Source organism: Amycolatopsis umgeniensis (genome assembly GCF_014205155.1).
Taxonomy (GTDB): domain Bacteria; phylum Actinomycetota; class Actinomycetes; order Mycobacteriales; family Pseudonocardiaceae; genus Amycolatopsis; species Amycolatopsis umgeniensis.
In genome coordinates this window covers 7,297,258-7,322,162 of the sequence record NZ_JACHMX010000001.1, presented here as the reverse complement: position 1 = coordinate 7,322,162, position 24,905 = coordinate 7,297,258, and the positions used below count along the sequence as shown (strand labels likewise).

The following is a 24,905-nucleotide window of genomic DNA, read 5'->3' as shown; positions in this document are numbered from 1 at the left end:
ACTCGCCGCGAGGGCGGGGCCGCAAGGAAAGCGAAGGCCCCTTACCCGAGCTCAGCACAAAGTAAGGGGCCTTCTCCTGAAACAGGGCTCAGCCGAAGAAGACTTCGGCCTCTTCGTACCGTTCGGCCGGAACGGTCTTGAGTTCGGCGGTCGCCTCGGAGAGCTTGACGCGGACGATGTCCGTTCCGCGCAGGGCCACCATCACGCCGAAGTCGCCGTCGGCCACGGCGTCGACGGCGTTGAGGCCGAACCGGGTGGCGAGCACGCGGTCGTACGCCGTCGGGGTGCCGCCGCGCTGGACGTGCCCGAGCACGACCGCGCGGGACTCCTTGCCGGTGCGGGCGGCGATCTCGTCGGCCAGCCAGGTGCCGATGCCGCCGAGCCGGACGTGCCCGAAGGCGTCCTTCTCACCGGTGAGCAGCCGCTCCTCGCCCCCCTCGGGCAGCGCGCCCTCGGCGACGACGATGATCGGCGCGTACTCCTTCTCGAAGCGGCGCTCGACCCACGAAACGACCTGGTCGACGTTGAAGTGCCGCTCCGGCACCAGGATCACGCTCGCGCCGCCGGCGAGGCCGGAGTGCAGCGCGATCCAGCCCGCGTGCCGTCCCATGACCTCGACGACCAGCGCGCGGTGGTGCGACTCGGCCGTGGTGTGCAGGCGGTCGATGGCCTCGGTGGCGATCGAGACGGCCGTGTCGAAGCCGAAGGTGTAGTCCGTGGCGCCGAGGTCGTTGTCGATCGTCTTGGGCACCCCGACGACGCCGACGCCGTCGTCCGTGAGCCGTTTCGCGACGCCGAGGGTGTCCTCGCCGCCGATCGCGATCAGCGCGTCGACCTGCTGCTCGGCGAGCACGGCCTTGATCTTGTCGACGCCGCCGTCGACCTTGTACGGGTTGGTCCGCGAGGAGCGCAGGATGGTGCCACCGCGGGTGAGGATGTCCTCGACGTCGTTCAGCCCGAGCGGGCGGCTGTCCCCGGTGAGGGGACCGTTCCAGCCGTTGCGGAACCCGACGATGTCCCAGCCGTGCACCTCGATGCCCTTGCGCACCACAGCGCGGATCACCGCGTTGAGCCCCGGGCAGTCGCCACCGCCGGTCAGCACACCGACACGCATCAGAAGCCTCCGTCTTGTGTTCCGTAGAGATGACAGTCACATGTCCCGACGCCAGCGTAGCGGGAGTTCTCTGGATCGGTGCAGGGCGGACCACCTCGGGAATCGGTCCGCGATCACGGATGTGCTAGCTTGGCGTCGTGCAGCGCTATTTCTGGTTTACGAAGCCGGCCCCGGGTGGGCACGGCGGCGTGAACCTGCGCTGACCACCACCCCGAGCCGGAATCACACCGGCTCGGCGAGTTCCCGCGGGTCGGTATCCCTTTCGAAAGGAACCAGACCCGCGATGTCTCCCTCCGCTGACACCCTGATCGCCCTCGACGGACACCGCACGGCGGCCATCAGCCCGCTGCTGTCGCCCGCGATGCTGCGGCACGAACATCCGATGACGGCGGAAACCGCCGATACCGTCCTAGCCGGGCGGGCCTCGGCCGTCGACATCCTCGACGGCCGGGACGACCGGCTCCTCGTCGTCGTCGGGCCCTGCTCGGTGCACGACGCGGACGCCGCGCTCGACTACGCCCGCCGCCTCGCCGCCAAGGCCGAAGAACACCGCCGCGACCTGCACATCGTCATGCGCGTCTACTTCGAGAAGCCGCGGACCACGCTCGGCTGGAAAGGCCTGATCAACGACCCCGGCCTCGACGGCACCTACGAGGTCAACCACGGCCTCCGGATGGCGCGCAAACTGCTGCTCGACATCTCCGCGCTCGGCCTTCCGGTCGGCTGCGAATTCCTCGACCCGATCACCCCGCAGTTCATCTCCGACACCGTGACCTGGGGTTCCATCGGCGCGCGGACCGCGGCGAGCCAGGTGCACCGGCAGCTGTGCAGCGCGCTTTCGATGCCCGTGGGGATCAAGAACTCGACCGAGGGCGACGTCCAGGTCGCCGTCGACGCCACCCGCGCGGCGGGCGCGAGCCACGTGTTCGCCGGGATCAACCCCGACGGTCTCGCCGCGCTGATCACCACCGCGGGGAACGAGGACTGCCACGTGATCCTGCGCGGCAGCGCCGCGGGCCCGAACTACGACGCCGCGACGGTGGCCGACACGCTGGCCCGGCTGGCGAAGTCGGGGCTGCCGGAGCGTGTGATCATCGACGCGAGCCACGGCAACAGCGCGAAGGACCACGTGCGCCAGGCTTCGGTCGTCCGCGAGCTCGCCAGGCGGATCGGCGCCGGTGAACGGGGCATCGCGGGGCTGATGCTGGAGAGTTTCCTGGTGGCGGGGCGACAGGACCTCACGCTCGGCGAGGCGGCGTCGCTGACCTACGGGCAGTCGATCACGGACGCGTGCCTGGGCTGGGACACGACGGCCGAACTGCTGGACACCCTCGCCGAGGCCGTCGACTCGCGGCGGTGAGCGCCTGGGCAGGTCAGCGTGCCGTCGTGGAACCGCGACGTCCCAGGAACCGTGTGGATTTCGGGACATCTGACGTCCCGAAATCCACACAGTCAGGCTTCGCCGCCAGCACTCACGACCTACCGGACCGAGGCATCACCTTCACGCGCGGCCGGTGCGATCCGCAAGTCCGTGAAGGCCGGCACCCGGCCCGACTAGCGCTGCCAGTAGGACTCGATGATTCCCCAGCGCTGGAAGTTGTGCCGCGCGTCCGCGAGGGCGTCGTGCTGGTCGTCCGGGGCCGCCGGGAGCTTGGGCTTGCCCGCGTCCTCCCAGCGTTGCCGCAGGTCACGCGTGAATCGCGGGAGCTGGCGCGGCAGTGCGGGCATCGGCCCCCACAGCTGCGCCAGCGCGACGTGGTCGTAGGCGGCGAACCAGGCCCACAGTTCGATCCCGCCGGGCGGCTTGCCGAAGAACTCGAGCAGATCCGTGCGGATCTTCTCGCGGCTGCGCCACGCCGGGTCGGCGGGCGACGGGAGTTTCGGGAGCACGTGGTCGCGGACCCAGGGGCCCGCTTTGCCGGGATCGAAATCGGTCGAGACCGCGTAGAACTCGCGGCCTCTTTCGTCCACGACACCGATCGACACCAGATCGATGGTCACGCCGTCCTCAATGAATTCGGTGTCGTAGAAAAAGCGCACCGCAGAACCCTAGTGGGGTCTCAGCCGACCTTGGTGTCCGGGATGCGGGCGACGTCCTTGGCGGACGGCTGCGCGGGCACCTTCGGCCGGATCCCCGCCTCTTCGGCGGCGAGCAGTTCCTTCGCCTTGGCGGCGTAGATGTCGACGTACTCCTGGCCGGAGAGCTCCATCAGCGCGTACATGATCTCGTCGGTGATGGACCGCTCGATGAACCGGTCGCCGGCGAGGCCCTCGTAGCGCGAGAAGTCGAGCGGCTTGCCGAACCGGATCTCGAGGCGGCGCGGCCACCACATCTTCGAGCCGATCGGGTTCACCTTGTCGGTGCCGACCATGGCCACCGGGACCACGAGGCCGCCGGAGTCGAGCGCGATCCGCGCGACGCCGGTCTTGCCCTTGTACAGGCGGCCGTCCGGGGAGCGGGTGCCCTCGGGGTAGATGCCGAGCAGATGCCCCTCGCGGACCAGCCTGGTCGCGGTGTCGAGCGCGGCCTGCGCCGCGTTGCCGCCGGAGCGGTCGATCGGGAACTGGCCGACACCGGTGAAGAACCACTTCTTCAGCAGGCCCTTGAGGCCCTTTTCGGTGAAGTACTCCGATTTGGCCGGGAAGGTCACCTTGCGCTTGACCCGCAGCGGCATGAAGAAGGAGTCCGCCACCGCCAGATGGTTGCCCGCGAGGATCACGCCACCGTCGTCGGGGATGTTCTCCGCACCGACCACCTTGGTGGGCCACAGCGCCTTGAGCAGTGGCCCGATAAACACGTGTTTCATGAGCCAGTACAGCACTGCGAAAACTCCTCCTTGCAGCTCAACCCCCGCGCCCGATGGTCAAGACTACGAATCGCGCACCCGCGGCACAACGAAGTCCACCCGGTTACCCGCACCCAGCGACGGATCTCACACCCGATCCGGCTCGATTCCGGCGACGGCCGGGGGCCCACAAGCCGGTCCGCTCGTGCGAACATAGTAGACCTACCCAGCTCTCACGGAAGGCGATCGCATGGCCGTCCTCGCCGGCGCGGAACCGTTCGCTCACACCGGTTCGACCGAAGCAGGGTTCCTGCTGTGCCACGGGTTCACCGGCACCCCCGCGAGTATGCGGCCCTGGGGCGACCATCTGGCCGAAGCCGGTTACACGGTGCGCTGCCCGCTGCTCCCCGGACACGGCACCCGGTGGCAGGACATGAACCGGACAGGCTGGGAGGACTGGTACGGCGCGGTCCGTGAAGAACTCCTGGCGCTCCTGTCGGCCTGCGACTCGGTGTTCGTCGCCGGGTTGTCGATGGGTGGGACGCTGACCCTGCGGCTGGCCGAGGAGTTCGGTGACCGGATCGCCGGGATCGTGCTGGTGAACCCGTCGGTCCTGACACTGCGCTGGGACGCGAAGCTGCTGCCCGTCCTGTCGAGGGTCCTGCCTTCGGTGCCGGGCGTGGCCAACGACATCGCGAAGCCGGGCGAGACGGAGTTGGCCTACTCACGGACACCCGTGCGCGCCGCGGCGAGCCTGGCGAAGCTCTGGCGGCTCACCCGCGCGGACCTGGCCAAAGTGACCCAGCCCGTGCTGCTGCTCCACTCGGCCGTCGACCACATCGTGGAGCCGGTCAACTCCCAGGTGATCCTCGACGGGATCGGCAGCGAGGACGTCACCGAGGTGGTGCTGGAAAACAGCTTCCACGTCGCCACGCAAGACCACGACGCAAGCCTGATCTTCACGCGTACGGTGGACTTCGCCCGGTCCGTGCGCCGGGCGGGACAGGTGGACGCCGGATGAGCAGAGGCAAGGACGGGCCGGAGGACGTCGACGCGACGTTCGCCGAGATCGTGGCCGACCTCCGTGCGGAGGGCGTCGGGCTGTTCCCCGAGGAAGACCTCGGGAAACCGGCCGGGAAGGCCGTGGAAAAGACCGAGAAGGCTGAGAAGGTCGAGAAGCCGTCGGAGAAGGCACCCCGGCCCGAGACCTCTTCGGAGGCCGACCCCGAACCGGGCTGGCGAGGTGGCGGCACCAGCTGGGACAAGACCCTGTTCGAGGACGACCCCGCCGGATCGAGCGACGACGAGGGCCATTTCGTGCCGCCCGAGCCGCCTCCCCTGCCGCGGCCGCGCAAGGGCGCGTTCATCGTCCTGCTGTTCTTCTTGCTCGGCCTGCTGCTCCTGATCGCCCCCACCCTGATCGGCATGGGCACGCGGCTCGGCACGCCGCTCGGCATCCTCGCCCTCGCGACCGCGATCGCGCTCCTCCTGCTGCGCGTCCGCCAGGGGCCGCCGCCCGGCGCGGACCCGCACAACGGCGCGCAGGTCTGAACTGCCGGACAATCCCGAACATGAAGATCGACTTCACTCCCTCGCGCCGGTCGACGGTCGGCGCGGAATGGGAACTCGCCCTCGTCGACCGGCGGACCGGTGAACTCTCGTCGGTCGCGGAGCAGGTGCTCGACGCCGTCCGTCCCGGCGGCGAGGAAGAGCATCCGAAGATCAAGCAGGAACTGCTGCTCAACACCATCGAGGTGATCAGCGGCATCTGCGACACGATCGCCGAGGTCAAGGCCGATCTGAACGAGTCGCTGGACGTCGTGCACTCGGTGCTCGACCCGCTGGGCGTGGAGCTGTTCTCCGCCGGGTCGCATCCGTTCTCGACGTGGTACCAGCAGAAGGTCACCGACAAGGAGCGGTACGCCAAGCTCATCGACCGGACCCAGTGGTGGGGACGGCAGATGCTGATCTACGGCGTCCACGTGCACGTCGGCCTCGACCACCGCGACAAGGCCCTGCCGATCCTGGACGCGCTGCTCAACTACGCGCCGCACCTGCAAGCCCTTTCGGCGTCCTCGCCGTACTGGGGAGCGGAGGACACCGGGTACGCGTCGAACCGCGCGCTGATGTTCCAGCAGCTGCCGACGGCCGGGTTGCCGTTCCAGTTCCGGAAGTGGGAGGAGCTGGAGAGCTACGTCGACGACATGTTCACCACGGGCGTGATCGACCACTTCTCCGAGATCCGCTGGGACGTCCGGCCCGCCCCGCATTTCGGGACGATCGAGATGCGCGTATGCGACGGGCTGCCCACGCTGGAGGAGGTCGGCGCGATCTCGGCGCTGACCCAATGCCTGGTCGACGATTTCAGCGCGCGCCTCGACGACGGCGAGATCCTGCCGACGCTGCCGCCGTGGCACGTCCAGGAGAACAAGTGGCGTGCGGCGCGCTACGGCGTCGACGCGATCGTCATCCTCGACGCCGCGGGCAACGAGCGGCTGGTCACCGAGGACACCTTCGACCTGCTGGACCGGCTCGAACCGGTGGCCCAGCGCCTGGACTGCGCCGACGAACTGCGGTCGGTGGAGACGATCCTGCGCTACGGGCCCAGCTACCTGCGCCAGCGCGCGGTGGCGAAGCAGTACAACGGCAGCCTTCGCGCCGTCGTCGCTTCGCTCATCTCGGAGATGCGAGAAGGAACGATCCCGCGCCCCTAGCTCGCGTTTAGTCCTCTAGTTGCGGTAGTTCGATGCCGAACTACCGCAACCAGAGGACTAAACGCGGGGCTCTAGGTGGGGCAAGAGGGTGCCCGGCCCGAAGGTCGAGGCGCCCAGGGCCTCGACGCGGGAACGCAGCTCGCGATCGGCGGTCACCACGACGACGTGATCCTCCGGACCGGCTTCACGAGCGGAACGTGCCACGGCCACGATCTTGTCGTCGCCTTCGCCCTCGGCGTCGACGACCTCGACACCGGGAACCGCCTCGACTCCCCGCGCCTTGCCCTCGACGACCAGCACGACTTTCGGCCACCAGGACCACTCCCCGCCGCCGGGGAGCGCCGGATCGGCGAACCCGGTCTCGGACAGGGTCGCGAGCTTGTCCCGCAACCGTTCCGCGGCGCCGCGGCGGTCACGCCACCAGCCGTCCGGCCGCGATCCGACGACGTTCGCGCCGTCGACCACCAGTACCAGCCTGCGATCCAAGTGTTCCCTCAATCCCGGCCACGCCACCGCGAAATCCCGGTGCAGGCGGAAGTCCGCGACCTCGCCCGCGCGGACCCACCGCAGTTCCGCGCTCTCCGCGTTCTTCACCCTGGCCGAAAGCGTGCCGATCGGCGCGGCCAGGATCGTGGTGTAGCGCCAATTCCCGTGGTCGACGTGCGACGCCGACAGCGGACGGACCAGGCCGGGCGGGATGTCGGCCTCCTCGTGCGCCTCGCGGGTGGCGGCCTCGCGCGCGCTCTCCCCCGCCTCGACGGCGCCTCCGGGCAAGGCCCAGGTTCGTCCATGATGGACCCACCACGCCCGGCGCTGCAGCAGGACACCGCGAGCGGGATCGGACAGCAGCAACCCGGCGGCACCGTTCAAGCCCCAGTGAAGATGCCCGAAGTCGCATTTCACGAAGCCGTTGCCGTCTTGACGGGTCACGCCTTCAGCCTGTCACACCGACCTCGGCGCCGGGAGCCTTCGCGGCGTCGACGGCGAGTGCCGCGGCGCCGACGATGGCGGTGTCGTCCCCGTGATGCGCGGTGCGGATCCGGGCCAGCGGCCGGTGCCCGGCGCCGGTGATCTTGCCCGCGTAGTGCTCGCGCGCCTCGTCGAGGAACAGCGGAGCAGATTCGGACACCCCGCCGCCGATCACGATGATCTCGGGATCGAAGACGTCGGCGACCAGCGCCAGCCCCTCGGCCAGCCACTTGGCCAGTTCCGTCATCGCGCGCTGGGCGATCGGGTCGCCGTCGCGGGCGGCGCCGGCGACGCGGCGCCCGGTGACCGAACCGGGGTCTCCCCTGGTCTCACGCGCGAGCACGGTCGAGCGGCCGGGATGCCGCGCGAGCAGCTCCACGGCCGTCGCGGCCAAGGCCGTCCCGCTGCAGTACCGCTCCCAGCAGCCGTACTTGCCGCAGGGGCAGGCCCGCCCGCCGGGGACGACGGTCAAGTGCCCGAGCTCCGGCGCGACACCGTACGCGCCCCGGTAGATCTTGCCGTCGAGCAGCAGGCCCGCGCCGATCCCGGTACCGAGCGCGATCAGCGCGGCGACATGGGCGCCTCGCGCGGCGCCGAAGCGGTACTCGCCGACGGCGGCGGCGTTGGCGTCGTGTTCGAGGGTGACCGGGAGGCCGACGCGTTTCTCGATCCGTTCGGCGACCGGCGCGGCACGCCACGACAGATGCGGCGCGAACATCACCGTCCGCCGGTCCTTGGCGACGAAGCCGGCGACCGCGAGCCCGACACCGGACACGTCGTGCCGGTTACGGAGGTCTTCGATGACCCCGGCGATGGCGTCTTCGAGCGCGTTCTCCTCGCCGGGGGTACCGACCCTGGCGGTGTCCATCAGCGAGCCGTGCTCGTCCACCACGCCGGCGCGCACACTCGTGCCCCCGACGTCCACCCCTACCGTCAGCAACTCAGTTCTCCCGGTCCGGCTGCCAAGCGTCGCGCCTGGTCACCGTGATGTGCTGGACCCGCGAAGCTCCCACCGGCGCATCTTCCCGCGCGGGCTCCTTCCGCGCAGGCTGGAACCCCGGCATGTGCACCCCGCCCTCGGGCTCCCAGCGATCGGCGAGCACCGCCCGCAGCAGCGCGACGAGCTGCGCGGCCTGCTCCATCAGCCGTGCCACGAACTCGGGCCGCTCGCCGCGGAAGACCTCGACGATCGCGCAGAGCGGGCACCAGCCGCCGACGGCCTCGTGGCCGGAATCGCCGTGTCCCGGGCAGCCGTGTCCCGCGGAGATCAGTCCCTCCAGCCACGGCGCGGCGTGCTCGACGACCAGTTCGACCAGCAGCCGGATCTCTTCGGCCAGTTTCAAGCCGTCGGTCCGTGCTTGTTCGTTGTTCTCGCTCACCCGGGTCCCCGGTTCCCGGCCAGGCTCACGACCAGGCCGCGCGCGTCGGATTCCGCACCGGTGATCCGGCACGGGCGCAACATCTCCGGCAGCGCGATCAGCCGCCGGAAACCGTCGACGGTGACGGCGAGATCATCGTCCACCCTGGCCAGGTCCACTTCGGAATCCCGGTGCAACGGCACGGCGATCCGCAACCGGTAGCCACCGTCCGATTCGGACACCTGCAAGAGCGGGGTGACACCCTTTTCGTTTCCGGCCAAGGGATCCAGGCCTTGATACAACTCGTACGCGATTTCCTGCAACGCCTCGAGCCCCACCGGCTCGACGGCGCGGTGCTCGACGGGCTTCACCTGCGCCGGCCCGAAGCCGGCGTCGGCGAGTTCGGCGAGGACGGCGTTCTGCTGCGTGCGCCGGGTCCGCATCCACGAAGCCGCGGCACCGCGCCAGAAACCGGGCGCGGGCATCAGCCGGTTGACGATCAGGCCGTCGACCAGGATTCCGCGCAGGGCCAGGGAACTGAGCGTACGGCGGGCTTCCGCGACGACGACGCGTTCCGGGGTCAGCACGAGCCGCACGGTGGTGGTGGCCGGATCGGTGAGCAGGGTGCGCAGCGACTCCAGATGCGCGCCGAGGCGCCGCACCGCGGCCGCCGTCCGCCGCGCGCCCGGTTTGAACATCCGCGCCAGGTAACCCGAGACGGCCTCGGGCAAAGCCAGCAGGCGCAGCGTTTCCGCTGTCGGCCCGCAGTCGACGACGACCGTCTCCCAGGGACCGTGCTCGGCGAGACGCTGGACCTCGGTGAGGGCGAGGAGTTCGTCGACGCCGGGCACGACTGTCAGCTCTTCGGCGTCGAGCGAGTCGAGGCCCGCTCCCGCGAGCGCTGTCTGCAGTTCCTGCCTGAGTTCGCGCCAGGTGCTGTCGACGAGGCCGCGGGTGTCGATCTGGGCGGCGTGCAGCAGGTCGTCCACTTCGGACGGTTCGGCGCCGAGGGCGCGGCCGAAGGCGTCACCGAGGGAATGCGCCGGGTCGGTCGAGACCACGAGCGTCTTCCTGCCCCGCCCGGCCAGTGCCGCCGCCGTCGCCGCGGCCAGCGTGGTCTTGCCGACACCCCCCTTGCCGGTGAACAGCAGGATCCGCATGCCTACCCTTCGAACTCAGGATGCTTCGGCGCGCTTCTTGAGCTCCTTGAGCGCGGTGTCCATGACCATCTTCTCGGCCTTGCGGCGCAGCAGCCCGATCATCGGCAGCGCCAGCTCGACGGACAGCGTATACGTCACCTTGGTGCGGCCGGCGGCCAGCGCTTCGAGGGCGTAGCGGCCGTTCTGGGCCTTCTGCATCTGGCCCTTGACCAGGCGCCAGCTGACGCCCTGGCCATCGGCGTCCCAGTCGTACTCGAGGGTGTAGACGTCCTTGATCGGTCCGGCGTCGAGGGTGAGTTTCACCTGTTTGGCGCGGCCCTTGTCGTCCTCGCCGAGCACCTCGGTCTCCCGGACGGCCTTGGCCCATTCCGGGTACGCGGGAAAGTCGGCGATGACGGCCATGACCCGCTCGGGCTCGGCGTCGACCTCGATGGATTGCGTGGACTGCTCGGCCATGAGCGCAGCCTAGCCGGAGCCGAGCGTCACCAGCGAAGCACGTACGGCTGTGCCGTCTCTTTGAAGTGACCGACGTTACGGCATTCGGTCCTGCCGAGCCTCGTCCGCGAGGAGAGGGGCTGGTGGACGTGCCCGAAGACCGACCAGCGCGGCCGCTGCTCGCGGATAAGGTCCACCAGCGCCGACGACCCGATCTCGGACCGCCTCGCGATCACGTCGTAGGTCAGTTCCGGGACGGCGGGCGGGATGTGGGTGCACAGGACGTCGACGTCGTCGAGCGCGCCGACCGCGGTGTCGTACTCCTCGCGGGTGCGCAGGTACGGCCGCCAGAAGCCGTTGCGGCGCGGGACCACGTTCGGCGGGAGCAGCGCGCCGCCGATGAACCCGAAGCGCAGCCCGCCGAACTCGGCGACCTCTCCGTCGAGGACGGAGATGCCGTCACCGGCGAACTCGGGCCACAGCGACGGGTCGTCGACGTTGCCGGGCGTCGCGTACGTCGGCGCGGTGAGGGCGCCGAACAGGACGGCGTACTGGTCGAGGATCGCCTCTCCGACGGCGGCGGCCGGATCGGCCAAAGTGGCCCACAAGGATCGCGAGAAGGCAACGGTCTCATCACGAGTGCCCTCACGCCGCAGCCGCGCGAATTCGCCGACCTTCTCGGCGCCGAACAGCGCGCCCATGATCCCTTTGTCGTGCTCGCGGTAGTCGACGAAGTCCAGCAGGTCGCCCAGCACGATCAGCGCGTCGGCGCCGTCTCCCGCGCGTTTGAGCGCGTCGGCGTTGCCGTGCACGTCCGACACCACGTGAACCCGCATGTTCCCCCTGCCTACTCGGCCCGGGGGCCGACCCCGGGCTCGCGCCCGTCCTCCAGGACCTCTTTGAGCCCGAGCGCGATCGCCTTGGCGGCACGCGCCCTGCGGTCGAACTCCCGCCGCAGGTCCCGGGCCTGGAGCGCCAGCGGCTCCCCGTCCGGACCGGCGGGAGTGGCGCGCAGGAAGTAATGCAGCAGAGTGCCGTCGAGCACCGGCTCGAGCCAGACCTCCATCGTACCGATCAAGGCGCCGCGCACCGTCCAGCGCAATCCTTGGTCGCCGCGGTCGGTGTAGACCTCGAGAACGAGGTCGGGCCAGTAACGTGACCAAGATCGCGGATCGGCGAAGGCGGCGGCCACGGTGGAGGGCGGGACCACGAGGAAGGTCTCGTCAACGATGTCGAGGGCTGGCGGCGCCTGGTTCACACGCGGCAGAATGTCATGCCCTCGGTATGGCCGATTCGTCAGCATGGTCTTAAGGTGCACGGCACGCTAAGTTGACTGGCGGGTAACACCGGTCACACCACTTGCACGCGAACACGGAGGTTCCTCGTGCGCGAATTCAGCGCCCCCGCCGCCAATCCGGTGACCGACGACGAGAACCTCGCGGACGTCGTCTGGGCGAACGCCGAGCGGTTCTCCGATGTCGTGAGTTTCCGCCGCCAGGTCGACGGTACCTGGTTGGACATCACCGCCAAGGACTTCGCCGCCCAGGTTCTCGCCGTGGCCAAGGGAATGGCACAGGCGGGCATCGCACCGGGCGACCGGATCGGGCTGATGTCCAAGACCCGCTACGAATGGACCCTGATCGATTTCGCGATCTGGGCCGCGGGCGCGGTCACCGTCCCGATCTACGACACCTCCTCGGCCGAGCAGGTCCACTGGATCCTTTCGGACTCGGCGGCGAAGGGCGTGTTCGTCGAGACCGACGAACACCTCGCGACGCTGGAATCCGTCAAGGGGCGCCTCGACACGCTCGAGCACACCTGGCAGATCGAGGCCGCGGACGAGCCCGCCGTCGATCATCTCACCGCGCGGGGCGCCGAGCTGAGCGACGACGACCTGCACGAGCGCCGCCGCACGGTGAAGGCGGGCGACCTCGCCACGATCGTGTACACGTCGGGCACGACCGGCCGTCCCAAGGGTGTCGAGCTGACCCACCGGAACCTCCTCGCCGAGATCCGCGCCGACATCGCCGCGTTCCCGCAGCTGATGGAGCAGGGCAACTCGCTGCTGGTGTTCCTGCCGCTCGCGCACGTCCTCGCCCGCGCCATCGCGGTGACGGCGCTCAGCGCGCGCGTGACCCTCGGGCACACCTCGGACGTCAAGAACCTCGTCGCCGACCTCGGCACCTTCCGGCCGACGTTCGTCGTCGCCGTACCGCGCGTGTTCGAGAAGGTCTACAACAGCGCGAAGCAGAAGGCCCACGGTGACGGCAAGGGCAAGATCTTCGACGCCGCCGAAGCCACCGCCGTCGCCTACAGCCAGGCTCAGGACACCGGCGGCGCCGGGCTGGGCCTCAAGGTCAAGCACGCGCTGTTCGACAAGCTCGTCTTCAGCAAGCTTCGCGCGGCGCTGGGCGGCCGGTGTGTCGCCGCGGTGTCCGGCGGTGCCCCGCTCGGCGTGCGGCTGGCGCACTTCTTCCGCGGCATCGGCGTCCCGGTGTTCGAGGGCTACGGCCTGACCGAGACGTCCGCGGCGGCGTGCGTCGGCACCCAGGACGGGTTCCGCGTCGGCACCGTCGGGCGGCCCGTCGCCGGGACCTCGGTGCGGATCGCCGACGACGGCGAGATCCTGCTCAAGGGTGACGTCGTGTTCAGCGGCTACTTCAACAATGCCGAGGCGACCGCCGAAGCGCTCGAGGACGGCTGGTTCCACACCGGCGACCTCGGCGAGCTGGACAGCGACGGATTCCTCAAGATCACCGGGCGCAAGAAGGAGATCATCGTGACCGCGGGCGGCAAGAACGTCGCCCCGTCCGGTCTCGAGGACACCATCAAGGCCAGCCCGCTGATCAGCCAGGCGATGGTGGTGGGCGACCAGCGGCCGTTCATCGGCGCGCTGATCACCATCGACGAGGAGTACTTCCCGTCGTGGAAGTCCCAGCACGGCAAGCCTTCCGACGCCACGGTGTCCGATCTGGCCGGTGACGCCGAACTGCGCGCCGAAGTCCAGCAGGCCGTCGATCAGGCCAACAGCGCGGTGTCGCAGGCCGAGGCGATCAAGAAGTTCACGATCCTCTCGAAGGACTTCACCGAGGCCGGTGGCGAGATCACGCCGAGCCTCAAGCTGAAGCGCAACATCGTGAACAAGAACTACGCGAACGACATCGAAGCGCTGTACAAGAAGTAGCCCTTCGGTACATGAAGGCGGATCTCGCGTGATCGGACACGGATCTCGCGTGCTTGGAGACGGATCTCGCGTGATCAGACTCCGCACACCCGAGTTCGGCGTCCAGTCACGCGAGTTCCGCCTTCAATCACGCGAGTTCCGCGTTCAAGCACGCGAGTCACGTCTCCGGGCGGCACCGCAAGCAGCCGGCTAAGCGCGGCTGATCGTGGCGTCCCACTCGATGTGGTGCTGATAGAGCCAGTTCCGGTCCCGATCGGACGTCGTCCCCGACGAAACCGCGGCGCTACCGGCCACCAGTTTCTCCACCCGCGCCCGCCGCAGCCGCTCGTAGGCCGCGAAAGCCGTTGGCGCGTCAGGAAGATCCCGCAAACACTGCGCCAGCACGACACTGTCCTCCAGCGCCATCGACGCGCCCTGTCCCGCGGCGGGCGAAGCAGCGTGCGCGGCGTCTCCCACGAGCACCATCGACGCGTTGGACCACACCGGCGTCGAAGGCACGTCGTAGGAGTGACCGCCGAAGACCTCGTCGCCCGTCGACGCGATGATTTCCGCCGCGGGCAACGGTTCCCCGTCGAAAGCGACGAAGGCCGCCGTGCGCCATTCAGCCGGGGACAGGCCGGATCGCACTCCTTCGGCCGTAGGGAGCCGGGCGAACCAGTACGTCGAGCCGTCGGGAGCGCTCGTATAACCGAAGAAAGCGTGCAGGCTCTGGATCATCCGATAGAGGGACGGCGCCTGCGGGACGCTCGTGTCGGTCGTGTAGCCGTAGACGACGTCCAGGCCCGTCGAGCGCGGCGGCGGGCACGAAGGGTCGATGATGTTCCGGACGACCGACCGCAGGCCGTCTGCGCCGATCAGGATGTCGCCCTCGGCCACGGTCCCGTCCTCGAAGCGAGCGACACCCGGCGTGGCCGAGACAAGCCGCTTCCCGCGCTCGAAGGTGATCCCGCGCGAGATCGCTTCCTCTTGCAACGCGCGGTACATCGCCGCGCGGGTGAGAGTGCGGGGCCCGGCGAGGCCGTCGAGGTCGAAAGAGCGCTGCTCGACGGTCCGCCCGTCCGGCGTGACGAGTTCCAGCCCGGCGGCGGCGAAGGAGTTCTCGTTGACCGGTCCTTCGGCGCCGATCGCGCGCAGGGCGTCCATGCCGTTGTGCATGATCGTCAGGAACGCGCCCGCGTCCTCACCGCCGGACGGGTACGCCTCGTGGACGCTCGCTTCGATTCCGGCCCGCTGCAACGCCATCGCGGTCACCGTGCCGGAGATGCCGCCACCGATGATCACAGCCTTCACCGCAAACCACCCCCTGTCGTGTCGCCGTCATCCGACGGTACCGGGTGACGGCGACACGACAGAGGGGATCACGCGCCGCCGCTGGCGACGATGTCGCCGTTGACCCCCTTGGGGAAGAACCCGCCCTCCTTCACCGGGCCCGGGTTCAGGTAGACGACGTTCAGCACCCGGTCCGCGCTGCGGCCGAAGCAGATGCCGTTGTTGTCGGCGGGCACGAGGTTGGCCTGGTTGCCGAGCAGGATGCCCTGGTCGGCGTCGCCGGGACCGTCGAGGGCGTCGCGGGCGTTGGAGATCTTGGCGGCCGCGTCGCCGAGGTCCCGCTCGAACAGCGAGGTCCGGATGGTGGCGGCGTGATACGCCTCGGCGGCCAGGATCCCGGCGGCCGCGTCCAGGAACGTCTTGTTGGTGATCAACGGGGCGGCGCCCTTGTACGCCGTCACGCCGACGTCCTCGAACAGGAACGCCGCGAGCAGGAAGTTCTTCTCGTTGGCGAACGGGTCGAACTGCTGGTACTCGCTGATCAGCCCGGCCGCCCGCGCCGCGGCGGTGAAACTGTTCTTGAGGTCGATCTCCGGCCGGGAGACGGCGGCCTCGCCCAGAGCGCCGCGCAGGAACTTGACGTGCGCGACCTCGTCGCCCGCGATCTCCTTCGCGAACTGGTGCAGGGCCTTGTCGTGGAACATCACCTTCTTGCCGCCCACCACCCCGCCCTGGGTGCCCGCACCACCGGTGATGTCGTCCGGGAGGCCGTGACCGTAGACGGCGAAGGAGTAGAACTCGGCTTCGAGGTACTCGAGGTTGAGCGCGAAGTTGAGCACGGCCGCGTCACTGGGGGCACCCGCGGCGGCAGCGGCCTCACCCGTCGCCGAAGCGGACGAAGTGGCCTGCACCCCGAGGTAGGTCGCGCCGACGACACCGAGCCCCGCCGCTCCGGCGGCCTTCAGGAACCGGCGGCGATCCGTGCGGTTCTCGGCGCTGCGTGAGATCAGGGTACGAACGAAGGGCTTTCCGAACACGAGTGGTTCCTCTCGTCTTTGCGGTGCACACCCACCCACTCGGACGTTCGGAACCACCCGTGACCCGGATTGGAACAGATCTCGAAATTATTTCTTCGTCGCTGCCGCAAGGCGAACGCAGACGGCGAGACCACGGATGGCCTCTTCGACTTCGGCCAGCTCAGGGTACGTCGGGGCGATGCGGATGACGGCGTCTTCGGGGTCGTCGCCGTACGGGTGCGTCGCGCCGGCCGGGGTCAGGGCGATACCCGCTTCCTTGGCCAGCCGGACGACCTCCTTGGCGGTCCCGGACGGCACGGTCAGCGAGATGAAGTACCCGCCGGTCGGCTTGGTCCAGGACGCGAGGCCCGATTCGCCCAGTTCCTTGGTGAGGATCTCGTCGACGGCCGCGAACTTCGGCCCGATGAGCCCGGCGTGCTTGCGCATGTGCTCGCGGACGCCGTCCTCGTCACGCAGGAACTGCGCGTGCCGCAGCTGGTTGACCTTGTCCGGGCCGATGGTCCGCTTGCCGATGAGGCCGATCCACCAGGCCAGGTTGGCCTCGGAGGCGCCGAAGAAGCCGACGCCGCCACCGGCGTAGGTCACCTTCGAGGTGGAGCCGAAGACGAACGCGCGGTCGGCGTTGCCCGCCTCCGTGGCCAGCGCGAGCAGGTCGGCCAGCGGTGCCTCGGCCTCGGTGAGGTGGTGCACGGCGTAGGCGTTGTCCCAGAAGATGCGGAAGTCCGGGGCGGCCGTGGTCATCGTGGCCAGGCGGCGCACGGTGTCGTCGCTGTAGGTGACCCCGGTGGGGTTGCTGTACTTCGGCACGCACCAGATGCCCTTGATCGCGGCGTCCTCGGCGACGAGGCGCTCGACGACCTCCATGTCCGGGCCGGACTCGGTGAGCGGGACCTGGATCAGCTCGATGCCGAACCGCTCGGCCAGCGCGAAGTGGCGGTCGTAACCCGGGACGGGGCACAGGAACTTGACGCTCGCCTCGTCGGCCCAGCGGCGCTCGGCGCCCGGGAGCTTGCTGAGGAAGGCCTGCACGATCGAGTCGTGCATGAGTTCCAGGCTGGAGTTGCCCGCGGCCAGCAGCTGCTCGGCCGGGACCTGCAGCGGCCCGGCGAAGATGCGGCGGAGCTCGGGCAGGCCCTTGAGGCCGCCGTAGTTGCGGACGTCCGTGCCGTCCTCGGCCTTGCGCACGTCTCCGGGGAGGGCGAGCAGCCCGTCGGCGAGGTCCAGCTGGCGAGGGGACGGCTTGCCGCGGGTGATGTCCAGGGAGAGGCCACGGTCGACGAGGGCCGCGTAGTCGCGGCGGGCGCTCTCGACATCGACAGGTGCAGTGGTCATGCCTAACGCTAAACCCGGCGGCGGATCGGCGTGAGACGAGGGTGGCCGAACGCGGCCGCGCACAAGATCCGATAACGGTTCCGGCGCGTTTTTCACCATTCGTAACGAGGCCTAATCCCCTAGTGACGGGTCGCCTTTTCCCGCATTCTCGACTCACGGAGGAAAAGGGGAGAAAAATGGAAACGAAGAAGTGGGCGGCGGTGACACTCCTGGCCGCGGGCGCCTTGGCCGCGTGCGCGGTACCGAATCAGGGAACCGCGGCTCCGGCGGTCGCGGTGGCCGCTCCGCCGAACACCATCGTGATCCAGCCACCGGTGGTCGCGGCACCACCGCAGACGGTTTATGTCGCACCGCAGACGATCTATCCCGCGCCCGCGGTTCCGGTGGCGCAAACGGTGATCGCCTACTACGACGCGCTCAACCGGCGCGATTTCCTCACCGCGTGGAATCTCGGCGGGCAGCGGCTCGCGAAAGGCGGCACTTATGCTTCCTACGTCAAGGGATTCGCGACGACGTCGTGGGACACGCTCACCGTGACGAATGTCCGCGGGAACACGGTGTACGTCGATCTTTCGGCCCGGCAGACCGATGGTTCGACGCGGACCTTTTCCGGTTCCTACACCGTTTCCGGCGGCGCGATCACCGGAGCGAGCATGAAACGCCTCTCGTGATCAGAGCGGGGTCAGCAGGGAGATCTTCCATCGGCCGTCGACACGCTGCGCGGTGACCGAAAGCTGCGAGACCGAAGACTGCGGTGCACCCCCGCCGGCGGCGATCGTCTGCTGGTCGAGGAACAGCAGCACTTCGGCCTGGTCACCGCGTAAGGATCGGACGCCGAGCGAACGGACGGTCGTGGTGCGCACCAGCTTCTGTTCTTGGGCCCGTCCGCGCGCCGAAGCGAACTGGTCCCGGTACTGCCCGGTCGCCTCGCCGGTCAGCACGTCCGCGGCGGCCCGCTCGGTCCGCGCGAGGTTGCTGTAGTCGTAGGAGAAGACGGCCTTCACCCCCGCGCCGACCTGGTCGGCGACCTCGGCCGTGGCGGCCTGGTCCACCAGCGCCGCGTTGCCGTCCGACCCCAGCGAAGACGCCTGGAGACCGAACCACACCGCGCAGCCGGTGGCCAGCACGATGATCGCGACCAGGATCCGCGGGGTACGCGCGGTCACGAGCCCGCCGCCTGTACCGCGCTGACCTTCCAGCCGTCCTCGACGCGCTGGTAGTCCACGGTCAGCCTGCTCACCTTGGGCGCCGCCGATCCGCCGCCGGTGCTGACCTTCACGTCCAGCACCGCCATCAGCCGCGCGGTGCCGGCGACGGCGTCGAGTTCGGTGACGGCGGCCTGCTTGAGCTTGGCGGTGGCGACGGTCTTGCCGGTGTTCGCCCGGTCGATCTGGGTCTGCCTGTCGCCGGTGAGATCCTTGCCGAGCCGTCCGGTGGTGACGCCGAGCCAGCGGTCGACGTCCTGGGCCCCGGTGCGGTAGTCGATCGTGTTGAGCACTTCCAGCTGGCCCGACGCGGCGGCGAGGACGGCCTCCCGTTCCCGGCCGCGGGCGAGGCCGTCGTCCTGGGAGGCGCTCCACCACGACCAGCCGAACCAGGCGGCCGCGAGGACCGCGAGCACGGCGACCAGGGTGAGGGCGCGGGTGAGCATCACTTACCGCCCAGCAACGCGCCCAGCCCGCCAGGACCGGATCCGGTGAGCAGGCTCAGCACGCCGGGCAGCTGCGCGGATTCCGCCGCCTGCGGGGTCTGCTTCGGCCGCTCCGGCACCGCGGGCGGCTTCCCCGCGTAGGGGGCGTTCTGCGAGCCTCGCACGCCTGTGGGGCTTCCCGGCGGCTCGGCGCAGTACGCCTGCGTGTTCACCGGCGCCTCGGTGGTGTCGTTGGCAGGACGCTGTTTCGTGCCCTCATAGCCCTTCGTGCACGAGACCGGGTCGAAGAAGTTGAACACCACGCCGAGGTGCCCCGTGCCGTCCGGCGACGTCGACCGCGAGAACGCCGAGATGATCGGATACGCGACGAGGAGTTCCTCGATCGCGTCGGTGCGGGCGGAGGTGATCTGGGCGGTGGTCAGCGTGTTCGCGAACAGCACCCCGAGGTCGGTCCCCGAAACCGCCAGCACGTCGCTGATCTGGCGGCTCAGTTTGGGCGCCTCGTCGATCACCCGCCGCAGATCCGGGTCGGACGTCTTCAGCTGCGCGGCGATCGTCTTGAGCCCGCTGGAGAACTTCGTGATGTTGTCCGCCTGCCGCCGCTGGGTGTCCAGCACGGTCCGCGAGTTGGCGAGCAGACCTTGGGTGTCCGGCAGGTATTGCGTGGCCGTCGCGGTGAGGGAACCGGTGCTGTCCAGCAGCTGCCGCAGATCCGGGCCTGCGTCGGCGAACGCCTCATAGGTCTCGTCGACCACGGTCTTCAACGACTCGGGCTTCACGCTCGACACCAGTTTGTCCAAATTGGACAGGACGGTGTCCGGTGCGAGCGGGATCGACGTCTTGTCCCGTTTGATGACTGAACCCGCGGCCAGGTACGGCCCGTTTTCGTGCATGGGCAGCAGATCGACGTACTGCTCCCCCACCGCCGACCGGTTCGCGACCGCCGCCTTCGTGTCCGCCGGGATCTTCGGCGCCCCCGAATCGATGTCGAGGCCGAGGTCGATGCCGTGCTCGGTGAGCGTCATCGAAGCGACCTTGCCGACCGCGACGCCACGATAGGACACCTCGGCGTTGACGAAGATCCCGCCGGAGTCCACGAGTTGCGCGGTGACGAGGTAGCCCCGGGTGCCGAAGAGCCTGTCCAGTCCGGCGTACTTGCCGCCCGCGTAGACGACCGACACCACCGCGATGACGACGAACACCGCGAGCTGGATCTTGGTCTTGCGCGTGATCACCGGCCACCTCCCAGGATCGGCCCCAGCAGCCCGCCGAGGACGCCGCCCAGCACGTCCCCTTGGGGGGTCTGCGGTGTCTGGGGTGCTTGCGGGAGGTCGCCTGTGGGCAGCGGCAACACGGGCGGCGCGGCGCCGTTGTTGAACGGGATCGCGCCGGGCGTGCCGGTGCCCTGGCTCCCCGGCAGCTGGATGATGGGCTGCGACGAGTTGTTCATGTTCTCGAGGAAGGTGTCCAGGTTCAGGTCGATCTTGGCTTCCACGTTCGCGTAATCGCCCTTGATCACGTTGCCCGCGTAGTCCGGGAACGGATACGTGAGCAGGATCCGCAGCGCGGTCGGCAGGTCCTGGCCCGCCTCGGAAAGCTTCTTCAGCGTCGGCTGCAACGCGCGGAGATTCGCCACCAGCGAGTCCTTGCTCGCGTTGATCGTGTCGGTCGCGACCCCGGACAGCGTGTTCAGGGACTGCAGCATGCCGACGAGCTGATCCCGTTGCTCGGTCACGACCTTGAGCCCCGGCGAGAGGTTGTCGAGCGCGTTCGTGAGGTTCTGCGTCTGGCCGACCAGGGTTTTGGACAGCTTGTCGAGGCCGTCGATGGCCCGCAGGATCTCGCCCTTGTGCCCGTCGAGTTCGGTGGCCAGTGTGTCCACTTGGGACAGCAGCGCGCGGACCTCGGCCTCGTTGCCGGTGAGCGCCTCGTTGAGCTCGTGGCTGATCTTCTGGATCTGCTCGACCCCGCCACCGTTGAGCAGCAGGGAAAGCGCGCCGAGGACCTCTTCGACCTCGGGGTTGCGGTTCGTGCGGTCCAGCGGGATCTTCGCGCCCTCGGCGAGCGCTCCTTCCGGCTTTTCGGGGGCGTGCAGGTCGACGAACTTCTCCCCCAGCAGGCTCGACTGCCGCAGTTCGGCACGCGCGTTCGCGGGCAGCGCGATGTCGCCGTTGACGACCATGTTCACCCACGCCGAGCGTGTGTCCGGCGCGAGGTCGATGTTCTCGACCCTGCCGACGGGGACGTCGTTGACCTTCACACTCGCCTGCGGCACGAGGTCGAGGACGTCGGAGAACTGCGCGGAGATCCGGTACGGGTGGTCGCCGAGATCCGCGCCACCCGGCAAGGGAGTGTTGTACAGCCCCGAAAAACCACCGTCACCGCAGCCGGCCAGCACCAGGACGCCCGCCATCACCCCCGCGATCTTCTGCCGCTGCCGCCTCATTTCGGGAGCCCCTTGCTCATGACGTCGATCAGCGGGAGCGGCAGCGGTGGCAGTTCGCCACTCTGCAGCGAGGCCAGCACCTGCGGGATCGACGGGAGTTTCAGCGTGCCGTCGAGGACCGGTGCGAGCTGCTTGCAGATGTTGCCCAGCGCGTCCGGGATCGGCTTCGGCGTACTCGCGCTGATCAGACGGCAGACAGTGAGGATCGGCGGATGCGTCAGCTCGTTCAGGTTGTCCCGCACCGCGATCGTGCCGGACGCGGCGTCGTAGGAGTTGATGAAGTTGGTCGCCCCGGTCGGCGCGATGTCGATCACCTCGGCGAGCGACGCCCGCTGATCCACGAGCACCTTCGTCAACCCGGCCAGTTTGTCCACATTGGACGAGAGCAGGTCCTTGTTCTCCGCGACGAACTTCTCGACGTCGCCCATCGCCGTGGCCAGGGAGGTCAGCGCGGCGCCCACGTCGGCGGAGTCCGCGGCCAGGAACCCGCTCACGTCCGCCGCCCGGCGGTAGAACTCGTTGAGCTGCTTGTCGCTTTCGGCCAGCGCGCCGGTGAAGGAGTTCAGGTTCTGCACGGTGGTGAACAGATCGCCCTTGGAACCGTCCAGCGTCTTGGCGAGTTCGGACAACCGCGTCACCGTGGTGTTGAGGTTCTTCCCGTTGCCGTCGAGGTTCGCCGCGGCGGTGTCGAGGACGTCGGACAGCGCGCCGTTCTTGTTGGCGCCGTTGGGCCCGAGGCTCGTCGAGAGTTTGTCGAGACTCGTGTAGAGGTCGTCGAGTTCGGCCGGTGTCGCCGTCTTCTCCTTGGCGATCACCGTGTCCGCGGCCATTTCGGGGCCGCTCTCGTACGCCGGGGTCAGCTGGACGTACCTGTCGCTCACCAGGCTCGGCGAGACGACGACAGCGCCAGCGTCGGCCGGGATCGGGGTGCCGTCATCGATCCTCATGTCGACCCGGACGGCCTCGCCCTGCGGCGTCACGCCGGTGATCTCGCCGACCTTCACCCCGAGCACCCGGACTGACGACCCCGCGTAGAGCCCCACGGTCTTCCCGAAGTAGGCGCTGATCCTGGTCCCGCCGGGATCCTTGAACACGAGCCACAGACCGGCTGTCGCGATCAGCACGAGCACACAGGCGAACGCGACCCACGTGTAGACCGTGCGGGGTTGCTTGCTCATCGCCCGCCCACCCCCTGGTTCGGCGCCGCGATCGGCGGGGTGCAGCCTTCGGGGTTGACCTGGAACGCGCCCGCGATGATCGTCGGCGGCAGCAGCCCGCACAGGTAGCCCTCGAACCAGCGCCCGTTGCCGGTCGCGTTGGCGCCGACCCGCGCGAACGGCGCCATCAGCGCGAGGCTGCGGCTGAGGTTGTCCTGGTTGCGCTGCAGGATGTCGGTGACCTTGCCGAGTTTCTCCAGCGTCGGCTTCAGCTGTTGCCGGTTGTCGGCGACGAGCCCGGACAGCTGGGCGGAAACCTGTTGCGTGCCCTTGAGCAAGGTACTGATCGCGTCCTTCCGGTTCTGCAGTTCGGCGAGCAGGAGGTTGCCGTCGTCGAGGATCCGTTTCAGCTGGGCGTTGCGATCGGACAAGGTCTTGGACACCTTGCTCGTGTTGGCCAGCAACGTCTTCAGGTCACCGTCGCGCGAGGAAACCGTCTTGGACAGGGAAGAAAGCCCGCCCAGCGCATCCTTCAGGTACTGCGGGCTGTCCTTGAGCGCGTCGGAGAGGACGGTGAAACTCGACGCCAGCTGCGCGGTGTCGATCTCGCCGACCGTCCCCGAGAGCTGCTGGAACGCGTCCTGCAGTTCGAACGGCGTCCGCGTCCGGTCGAGCCCGATGGTGGCGTTCGGGTCCTGGCTCGTCTTGCCTTTCGGTGTCAGCGCCAGGAACTTCTCGCCCAGCAGCGTCTTGATCTCGATCGACGCGGACGTCGCGTCGCCGACCTTCGCGTCCTTGACCCGGAACTTCACCAGCACCTTCTTGCCCGCCAGTTCCACCGAGCTGACCTGGCCGACCTTGACCCCGGCGATCTGGACCTCGTTGTCCGGCGCCAATCCGGCCGATTCGCCGAAGTACGCCGAGTACGTCGTCCCGCTGCCGAACAGCGGGATCCGGTCGGAGAAGTACGTCGTCGCCGTGATCAGCACGAGCAGGATGAGCGTCACCCCGCCGACCGCGGCCTGGTTGCGTTCCTTGAGCGGCTTCACGGCCCGCACCTCTCCGGTCGCTGCGTACCGGGCAGCGGCGTGATCGGCAGTTCGATGTTGAGCGATTTGATGCCGATGCTGCCGGAGATCCCGCACAGGTAGTAGTTGAACCAGCTGCCGTAGCTCAGTGTCCTGGTGAACTTCTGGAGGTTGCCCGGCAGCACCTGCAGGAGATGGTCGAGCAGCTGTTCGGAGTCGCCGAGGTTCTGGGACAGGGCCCCGAGCTGGACGACGTCGTCCTGGAGCGCGGGCCGCGCGTCGGCGAGCAGTCCCGTCGTGGCGACGGTGAGGTCGCCCAGCGCCTTGACCGCGTCGCCGATCGGCTGCCGCTGCTCGGCGAGCCCGGTGACCAGCCGCTGCGTCTGGTCGATCAACTCGCCCAGCTGCGGCGAGCGTTTCTCGACCGTGCCGAGCACGGTGTTGAGGTTCGCGATGACGTCCCCGATGATCTTGTCCTTGCCCGCGATGGCCGAAGTGACCGACGCGGTGTGCGCGAGCAGGCTGGTGATCGTGCCGCCCTCGCCCTGGAAGACCTGGATGATCTCGTAGGAGAGCTTGTTGACGTCCTCGGGGTTCAGCGCGCGGAAGAGCGGTTTGAACCCGTTGAAGAGCACCGTCAGGTTCAGAGCCGGTTTGGTGCGCTCGGGCGGGATGATCCCGCCGCGCGGCAACGACTTCTCGTCCCCGATGTCCGTGCCGAGTGAGAGATACCGCTGTCCGACCAGGTTGCGGTATTTGATGGTCGCGGTCACCGAGGCGGGCAGCCGGTGCGTGGTCTGGACGTCGAAGTGGACCTGGGCGAAGTTCCTCTCGCCCTCCTCGACCTCGATCCTGCCGACCTGCCCGACCTTCACGCCGACGATGCGGACGTCGTCGCCCTCCTTGAGCCCGGACGCGTCGGTGAACTTGGCCGTGTAGCCCGAGGTCTCGCCGAAGTTGGTGTTCGCGATGGTGGCGCCGAGGATCGCGGTGAGCAGCACGGTGACCACCGCGAAGATGAGGATCTTGACCAGATCCGGGACGAAGGACCTCATCGGGGCCACCTCCCGACCGCGCCGCGCGGGCTGAAGGGGCCCATGACCGCATCAGACGCGGTGAAAGCTCCCTTCACCGCGTCGCATGCGGCGAAGGGCCCCTTCAGCCCGGCCCGACCCGCCGCGGCCAGCGCATACGTGTCGCGAAAGCCACTTTCCGGACACCTGACGTCCCGAAAGTGGCTTTCGCGACGTGACCGAGGCCCCGAA

General features: G+C 68.9%; 26 protein-coding genes. 6 read left to right on the top strand and 20 right to left on the bottom strand.

Annotated elements, in window-relative coordinates; all coding sequences use genetic code 11:
* Positions 1 to 88: 88 nt before the first annotated feature.
* Complete coding sequence (locus HDA45_RS34130) at positions 89 to 1,114, bottom strand: 6-phosphofructokinase (protein ID WP_184902365.1); 1,026 nt, start codon at positions 1,112 to 1,114, stop codon at positions 89 to 91.
* A 283-nt stretch (positions 1,115 to 1,397) separates the two neighbouring features.
* Between HDA45_RS34130 and HDA45_RS34125 the strand changes: the two genes are divergently transcribed.
* Positions 1,398 to 2,474, top strand: a complete 1,077-nt coding sequence (locus tag HDA45_RS34125; protein ID WP_184902363.1) for a 3-deoxy-7-phosphoheptulonate synthase — start codon at positions 1,398 to 1,400, stop codon at positions 2,472 to 2,474.
* 194 nt (positions 2,475 to 2,668) lie between these two features.
* On the opposite strand, the gene HDA45_RS34120 is transcribed toward HDA45_RS34125, so the two are convergent.
* Together HDA45_RS34120 and HDA45_RS34115 are read right to left on the bottom strand one after the other, a co-directional pair.
* Positions 2,669 to 3,154 carry a polyadenylate-specific 3'-exoribonuclease AS gene (locus HDA45_RS34120; RefSeq protein ID WP_184902361.1) on the bottom strand — a complete coding sequence of 162 codons (486 nt, stop codon included), beginning with the start codon at positions 3,152 to 3,154 and terminating at the stop codon, positions 2,669 to 2,671.
* Between the two features lie 20 nt (positions 3,155 to 3,174).
* On the bottom strand, positions 3,175 to 3,936 hold the full coding sequence (locus tag HDA45_RS34115; protein ID WP_101606462.1) for a lysophospholipid acyltransferase family protein: 762 nt from the start codon (positions 3,934 to 3,936) through the stop codon (positions 3,175 to 3,177).
* Positions 3,937 to 4,150: 214 nt separating this feature from the next.
* Between HDA45_RS34115 and HDA45_RS34110 the strand changes: the two genes are divergently transcribed.
* Genes HDA45_RS34110 through HDA45_RS34100 form a run of 3 tightly spaced genes read left to right on the top strand, consistent with a single transcriptional unit; the run spans position 4,151 to position 6,614 of the window.
* Positions 4,151 to 4,921, top strand: a complete 771-nt coding sequence (locus HDA45_RS34110; RefSeq protein ID WP_184902359.1) for an alpha/beta hydrolase — start codon at positions 4,151 to 4,153, stop codon at positions 4,919 to 4,921.
* On the top strand, positions 4,918 to 5,451 hold the full coding sequence (locus tag HDA45_RS34105; RefSeq protein WP_184902357.1) for a hypothetical protein: 534 nt from the start codon (positions 4,918 to 4,920) through the stop codon (positions 5,449 to 5,451). The genes HDA45_RS34110 and HDA45_RS34105 overlap by 4 nt, the downstream gene beginning before the upstream one ends.
* A gap of 20 nt (positions 5,452 to 5,471) precedes the next feature.
* A complete protein-coding gene (locus HDA45_RS34100) occupies positions 5,472 to 6,614 on the top strand; it encodes a glutamate--cysteine ligase (protein ID WP_184902354.1) in 1,143 nt (380 codons plus the stop codon).
* Between the two features lie 57 nt (positions 6,615 to 6,671).
* On the opposite strand, the gene HDA45_RS34095 is transcribed toward HDA45_RS34100, so the two are convergent.
* From HDA45_RS34095 to HDA45_RS34065, 7 genes are read right to left on the bottom strand one after another with little or no spacing between them, the layout of a single operon-like run.
* On the bottom strand, positions 6,672 to 7,544 hold the full coding sequence (locus tag HDA45_RS34095) for an NUDIX domain-containing protein (protein WP_184902352.1): 873 nt from the start codon (positions 7,542 to 7,544) through the stop codon (positions 6,672 to 6,674).
* 4 nt (positions 7,545 to 7,548) lie between these two features.
* Positions 7,549 to 8,508 carry an ROK family protein gene (locus tag HDA45_RS34090; protein WP_184906328.1) on the bottom strand — a complete coding sequence of 320 codons (960 nt, stop codon included), beginning with the start codon at positions 8,506 to 8,508 and terminating at the stop codon, positions 7,549 to 7,551.
* Positions 8,509 to 8,524: 16 nt separating this feature from the next.
* Positions 8,525 to 8,962, bottom strand: coding sequence for a hypothetical protein (locus tag HDA45_RS34085; RefSeq protein ID WP_184902350.1), 438 nt, complete (start codon positions 8,960 to 8,962; stop codon positions 8,525 to 8,527).
* Positions 8,959 to 10,101 carry an ArsA family ATPase gene (locus HDA45_RS34080; protein ID WP_184902348.1) on the bottom strand — a complete coding sequence of 381 codons (1,143 nt, stop codon included), beginning with the start codon at positions 10,099 to 10,101 and terminating at the stop codon, positions 8,959 to 8,961. Before HDA45_RS34080 ends, HDA45_RS34085 begins: the two co-directional genes overlap by 4 nt.
* A 15-nt stretch (positions 10,102 to 10,116) precedes the next feature.
* On the bottom strand, positions 10,117 to 10,557 hold the full coding sequence (locus HDA45_RS34075; protein WP_184902346.1) for an SRPBCC family protein: 441 nt from the start codon (positions 10,555 to 10,557) through the stop codon (positions 10,117 to 10,119).
* 26 nt (positions 10,558 to 10,583) lie between these two features.
* Positions 10,584 to 11,372, bottom strand: coding sequence for a metallophosphoesterase family protein (locus tag HDA45_RS34070; protein ID WP_184902344.1), 789 nt, complete (start codon positions 11,370 to 11,372; stop codon positions 10,584 to 10,586).
* 11 nt (positions 11,373 to 11,383) lie between these two features.
* Positions 11,384 to 11,794, bottom strand: a complete 411-nt coding sequence (locus HDA45_RS34065; RefSeq protein ID WP_343072215.1) for a polyketide cyclase / dehydrase and lipid transport — start codon at positions 11,792 to 11,794, stop codon at positions 11,384 to 11,386.
* Positions 11,795 to 11,920: 126 nt separating this feature from the next.
* Between HDA45_RS34065 and HDA45_RS34060 the strand changes: the two genes are divergently transcribed.
* Positions 11,921 to 13,720: an AMP-binding protein gene (locus HDA45_RS34060; RefSeq protein WP_184902340.1), complete on the top strand. Its 1,800-nt coding sequence runs from the start codon at positions 11,921 to 11,923 to the stop codon at positions 13,718 to 13,720.
* A gap of 189 nt (positions 13,721 to 13,909) precedes the next feature.
* On the opposite strand, the gene HDA45_RS34055 is transcribed toward HDA45_RS34060, so the two are convergent.
* The 3 genes from HDA45_RS34055 to HDA45_RS34045 all read right to left on the bottom strand — a co-directional run bounded on the left by HDA45_RS34055 (position 13,910) and on the right by HDA45_RS34045 (position 17,358).
* Entirely contained in the window at positions 13,910 to 15,010 is a 1,101-nt protein-coding gene (locus HDA45_RS34055; RefSeq protein WP_184902338.1) for an FAD-dependent monooxygenase, read from the bottom strand.
* A gap of 68 nt (positions 15,011 to 15,078) precedes the next feature.
* Entirely contained in the window at positions 15,079 to 16,026 is a 948-nt protein-coding gene (locus HDA45_RS34050) for a ferritin-like domain-containing protein (protein ID WP_184902336.1), read from the bottom strand.
* 87 nt (positions 16,027 to 16,113) lie between these two features.
* Complete coding sequence (locus HDA45_RS34045; protein WP_184902334.1) at positions 16,114 to 17,358, bottom strand: aspartate aminotransferase type Ic; 1,245 nt, start codon at positions 17,356 to 17,358, stop codon at positions 16,114 to 16,116.
* Between the two features lie 176 nt (positions 17,359 to 17,534).
* Between HDA45_RS34045 and HDA45_RS34040 the strand changes: the two genes are divergently transcribed.
* Positions 17,535 to 18,029 carry a hypothetical protein gene (locus tag HDA45_RS34040; RefSeq protein WP_184902332.1) on the top strand — a complete coding sequence of 165 codons (495 nt, stop codon included), beginning with the start codon at positions 17,535 to 17,537 and terminating at the stop codon, positions 18,027 to 18,029.
* Here HDA45_RS34040 and HDA45_RS34035 read toward each other — a convergent pair whose 3' ends face one another.
* From HDA45_RS34035 to HDA45_RS34005, 7 genes are read right to left on the bottom strand one after another with little or no spacing between them, the layout of a single operon-like run.
* Positions 18,030 to 18,524, bottom strand: a complete 495-nt coding sequence (locus HDA45_RS34035) for a hypothetical protein (protein ID WP_184902330.1) — start codon at positions 18,522 to 18,524, stop codon at positions 18,030 to 18,032.
* Positions 18,521 to 19,009, bottom strand: a complete 489-nt coding sequence (locus HDA45_RS34030) for a hypothetical protein (RefSeq protein WP_184902328.1) — start codon at positions 19,007 to 19,009, stop codon at positions 18,521 to 18,523. Before HDA45_RS34030 ends, HDA45_RS34035 begins: the two co-directional genes overlap by 4 nt.
* A complete protein-coding gene (locus HDA45_RS34025; protein ID WP_184902327.1) occupies positions 19,009 to 20,244 on the bottom strand; it encodes an MCE family protein in 1,236 nt (411 codons plus the stop codon). The genes HDA45_RS34030 and HDA45_RS34025 overlap by 1 nt, the downstream gene beginning before the upstream one ends.
* Positions 20,241 to 21,455 carry an MCE family protein gene (locus HDA45_RS34020; protein ID WP_184902324.1) on the bottom strand — a complete coding sequence of 405 codons (1,215 nt, stop codon included), beginning with the start codon at positions 21,453 to 21,455 and terminating at the stop codon, positions 20,241 to 20,243. Before HDA45_RS34020 ends, HDA45_RS34025 begins: the two co-directional genes overlap by 4 nt.
* Positions 21,452 to 22,633 carry an MCE family protein gene (locus HDA45_RS34015; protein WP_184902322.1) on the bottom strand — a complete coding sequence of 394 codons (1,182 nt, stop codon included), beginning with the start codon at positions 22,631 to 22,633 and terminating at the stop codon, positions 21,452 to 21,454. The genes HDA45_RS34020 and HDA45_RS34015 overlap by 4 nt, the downstream gene beginning before the upstream one ends.
* Complete coding sequence (locus HDA45_RS34010) at positions 22,630 to 23,661, bottom strand: MCE family protein (RefSeq protein WP_184902320.1); 1,032 nt, start codon at positions 23,659 to 23,661, stop codon at positions 22,630 to 22,632. Before HDA45_RS34010 ends, HDA45_RS34015 begins: the two co-directional genes overlap by 4 nt.
* Positions 23,658 to 24,695 carry an MCE family protein gene (locus HDA45_RS34005; protein WP_184902318.1) on the bottom strand — a complete coding sequence of 346 codons (1,038 nt, stop codon included), beginning with the start codon at positions 24,693 to 24,695 and terminating at the stop codon, positions 23,658 to 23,660. The genes HDA45_RS34010 and HDA45_RS34005 overlap by 4 nt, the downstream gene beginning before the upstream one ends.
* Positions 24,696 to 24,905 lie beyond the last annotated feature (210 nt).

What these genes read in the sequence shown, in the direction of transcription:
- HDA45_RS34005 (WP_184902318.1), bottom strand. Translation starts at nt 24,695, where the DNA reads ATGAGGTCCTTCGTCCCGGATCTGGTCAAGATCCTCATCTTCGCGGTG.
- HDA45_RS34110 (WP_184902359.1), top strand. Translation starts at nt 4,151, where the DNA reads ATGGCCGTCCTCGCCGGCGCGGAACCGTTCGCTCACACCGGTTCGACC.
- HDA45_RS34020 (WP_184902324.1), bottom strand. Translation starts at nt 21,455, where the DNA reads ATGAGGCGGCAGCGGCAGAAGATCGCGGGGGTGATGGCGGGCGTCCTG.
- HDA45_RS34030 (WP_184902328.1), bottom strand. Translation starts at nt 19,009, where the DNA reads ATGCTCACCCGCGCCCTCACCCTGGTCGCCGTGCTCGCGGTCCTCGCG.
- HDA45_RS34045 (WP_184902334.1), bottom strand. Translation starts at nt 17,358, where the DNA reads ATGACCACTGCACCTGTCGATGTCGAGAGCGCCCGCCGCGACTACGCG.
- HDA45_RS34070 (WP_184902344.1), bottom strand. Translation starts at nt 11,372, where the DNA reads ATGCGGGTTCACGTGGTGTCGGACGTGCACGGCAACGCCGACGCGCTC.
- HDA45_RS34100 (WP_184902354.1), top strand. Translation starts at nt 5,472, where the DNA reads ATGAAGATCGACTTCACTCCCTCGCGCCGGTCGACGGTCGGCGCGGAA.
- HDA45_RS34015 (WP_184902322.1), bottom strand. Translation starts at nt 22,633, where the DNA reads ATGAGCAAGCAACCCCGCACGGTCTACACGTGGGTCGCGTTCGCCTGT.
- HDA45_RS34075 (WP_184902346.1), bottom strand. Translation starts at nt 10,557, where the DNA reads ATGGCCGAGCAGTCCACGCAATCCATCGAGGTCGACGCCGAGCCCGAG.
- HDA45_RS34105 (WP_184902357.1), top strand. Translation starts at nt 4,918, where the DNA reads ATGAGCAGAGGCAAGGACGGGCCGGAGGACGTCGACGCGACGTTCGCC.
- HDA45_RS34130 (WP_184902365.1), bottom strand. Translation starts at nt 1,114, where the DNA reads ATGCGTGTCGGTGTGCTGACCGGCGGTGGCGACTGCCCGGGGCTCAAC.
- HDA45_RS34080 (WP_184902348.1), bottom strand. Translation starts at nt 10,101, where the DNA reads ATGCGGATCCTGCTGTTCACCGGCAAGGGGGGTGTCGGCAAGACCACG.
- HDA45_RS34040 (WP_184902332.1), top strand. Translation starts at nt 17,535, where the DNA reads ATGGAAACGAAGAAGTGGGCGGCGGTGACACTCCTGGCCGCGGGCGCC.
- HDA45_RS34125 (WP_184902363.1), top strand. Translation starts at nt 1,398, where the DNA reads ATGTCTCCCTCCGCTGACACCCTGATCGCCCTCGACGGACACCGCACG.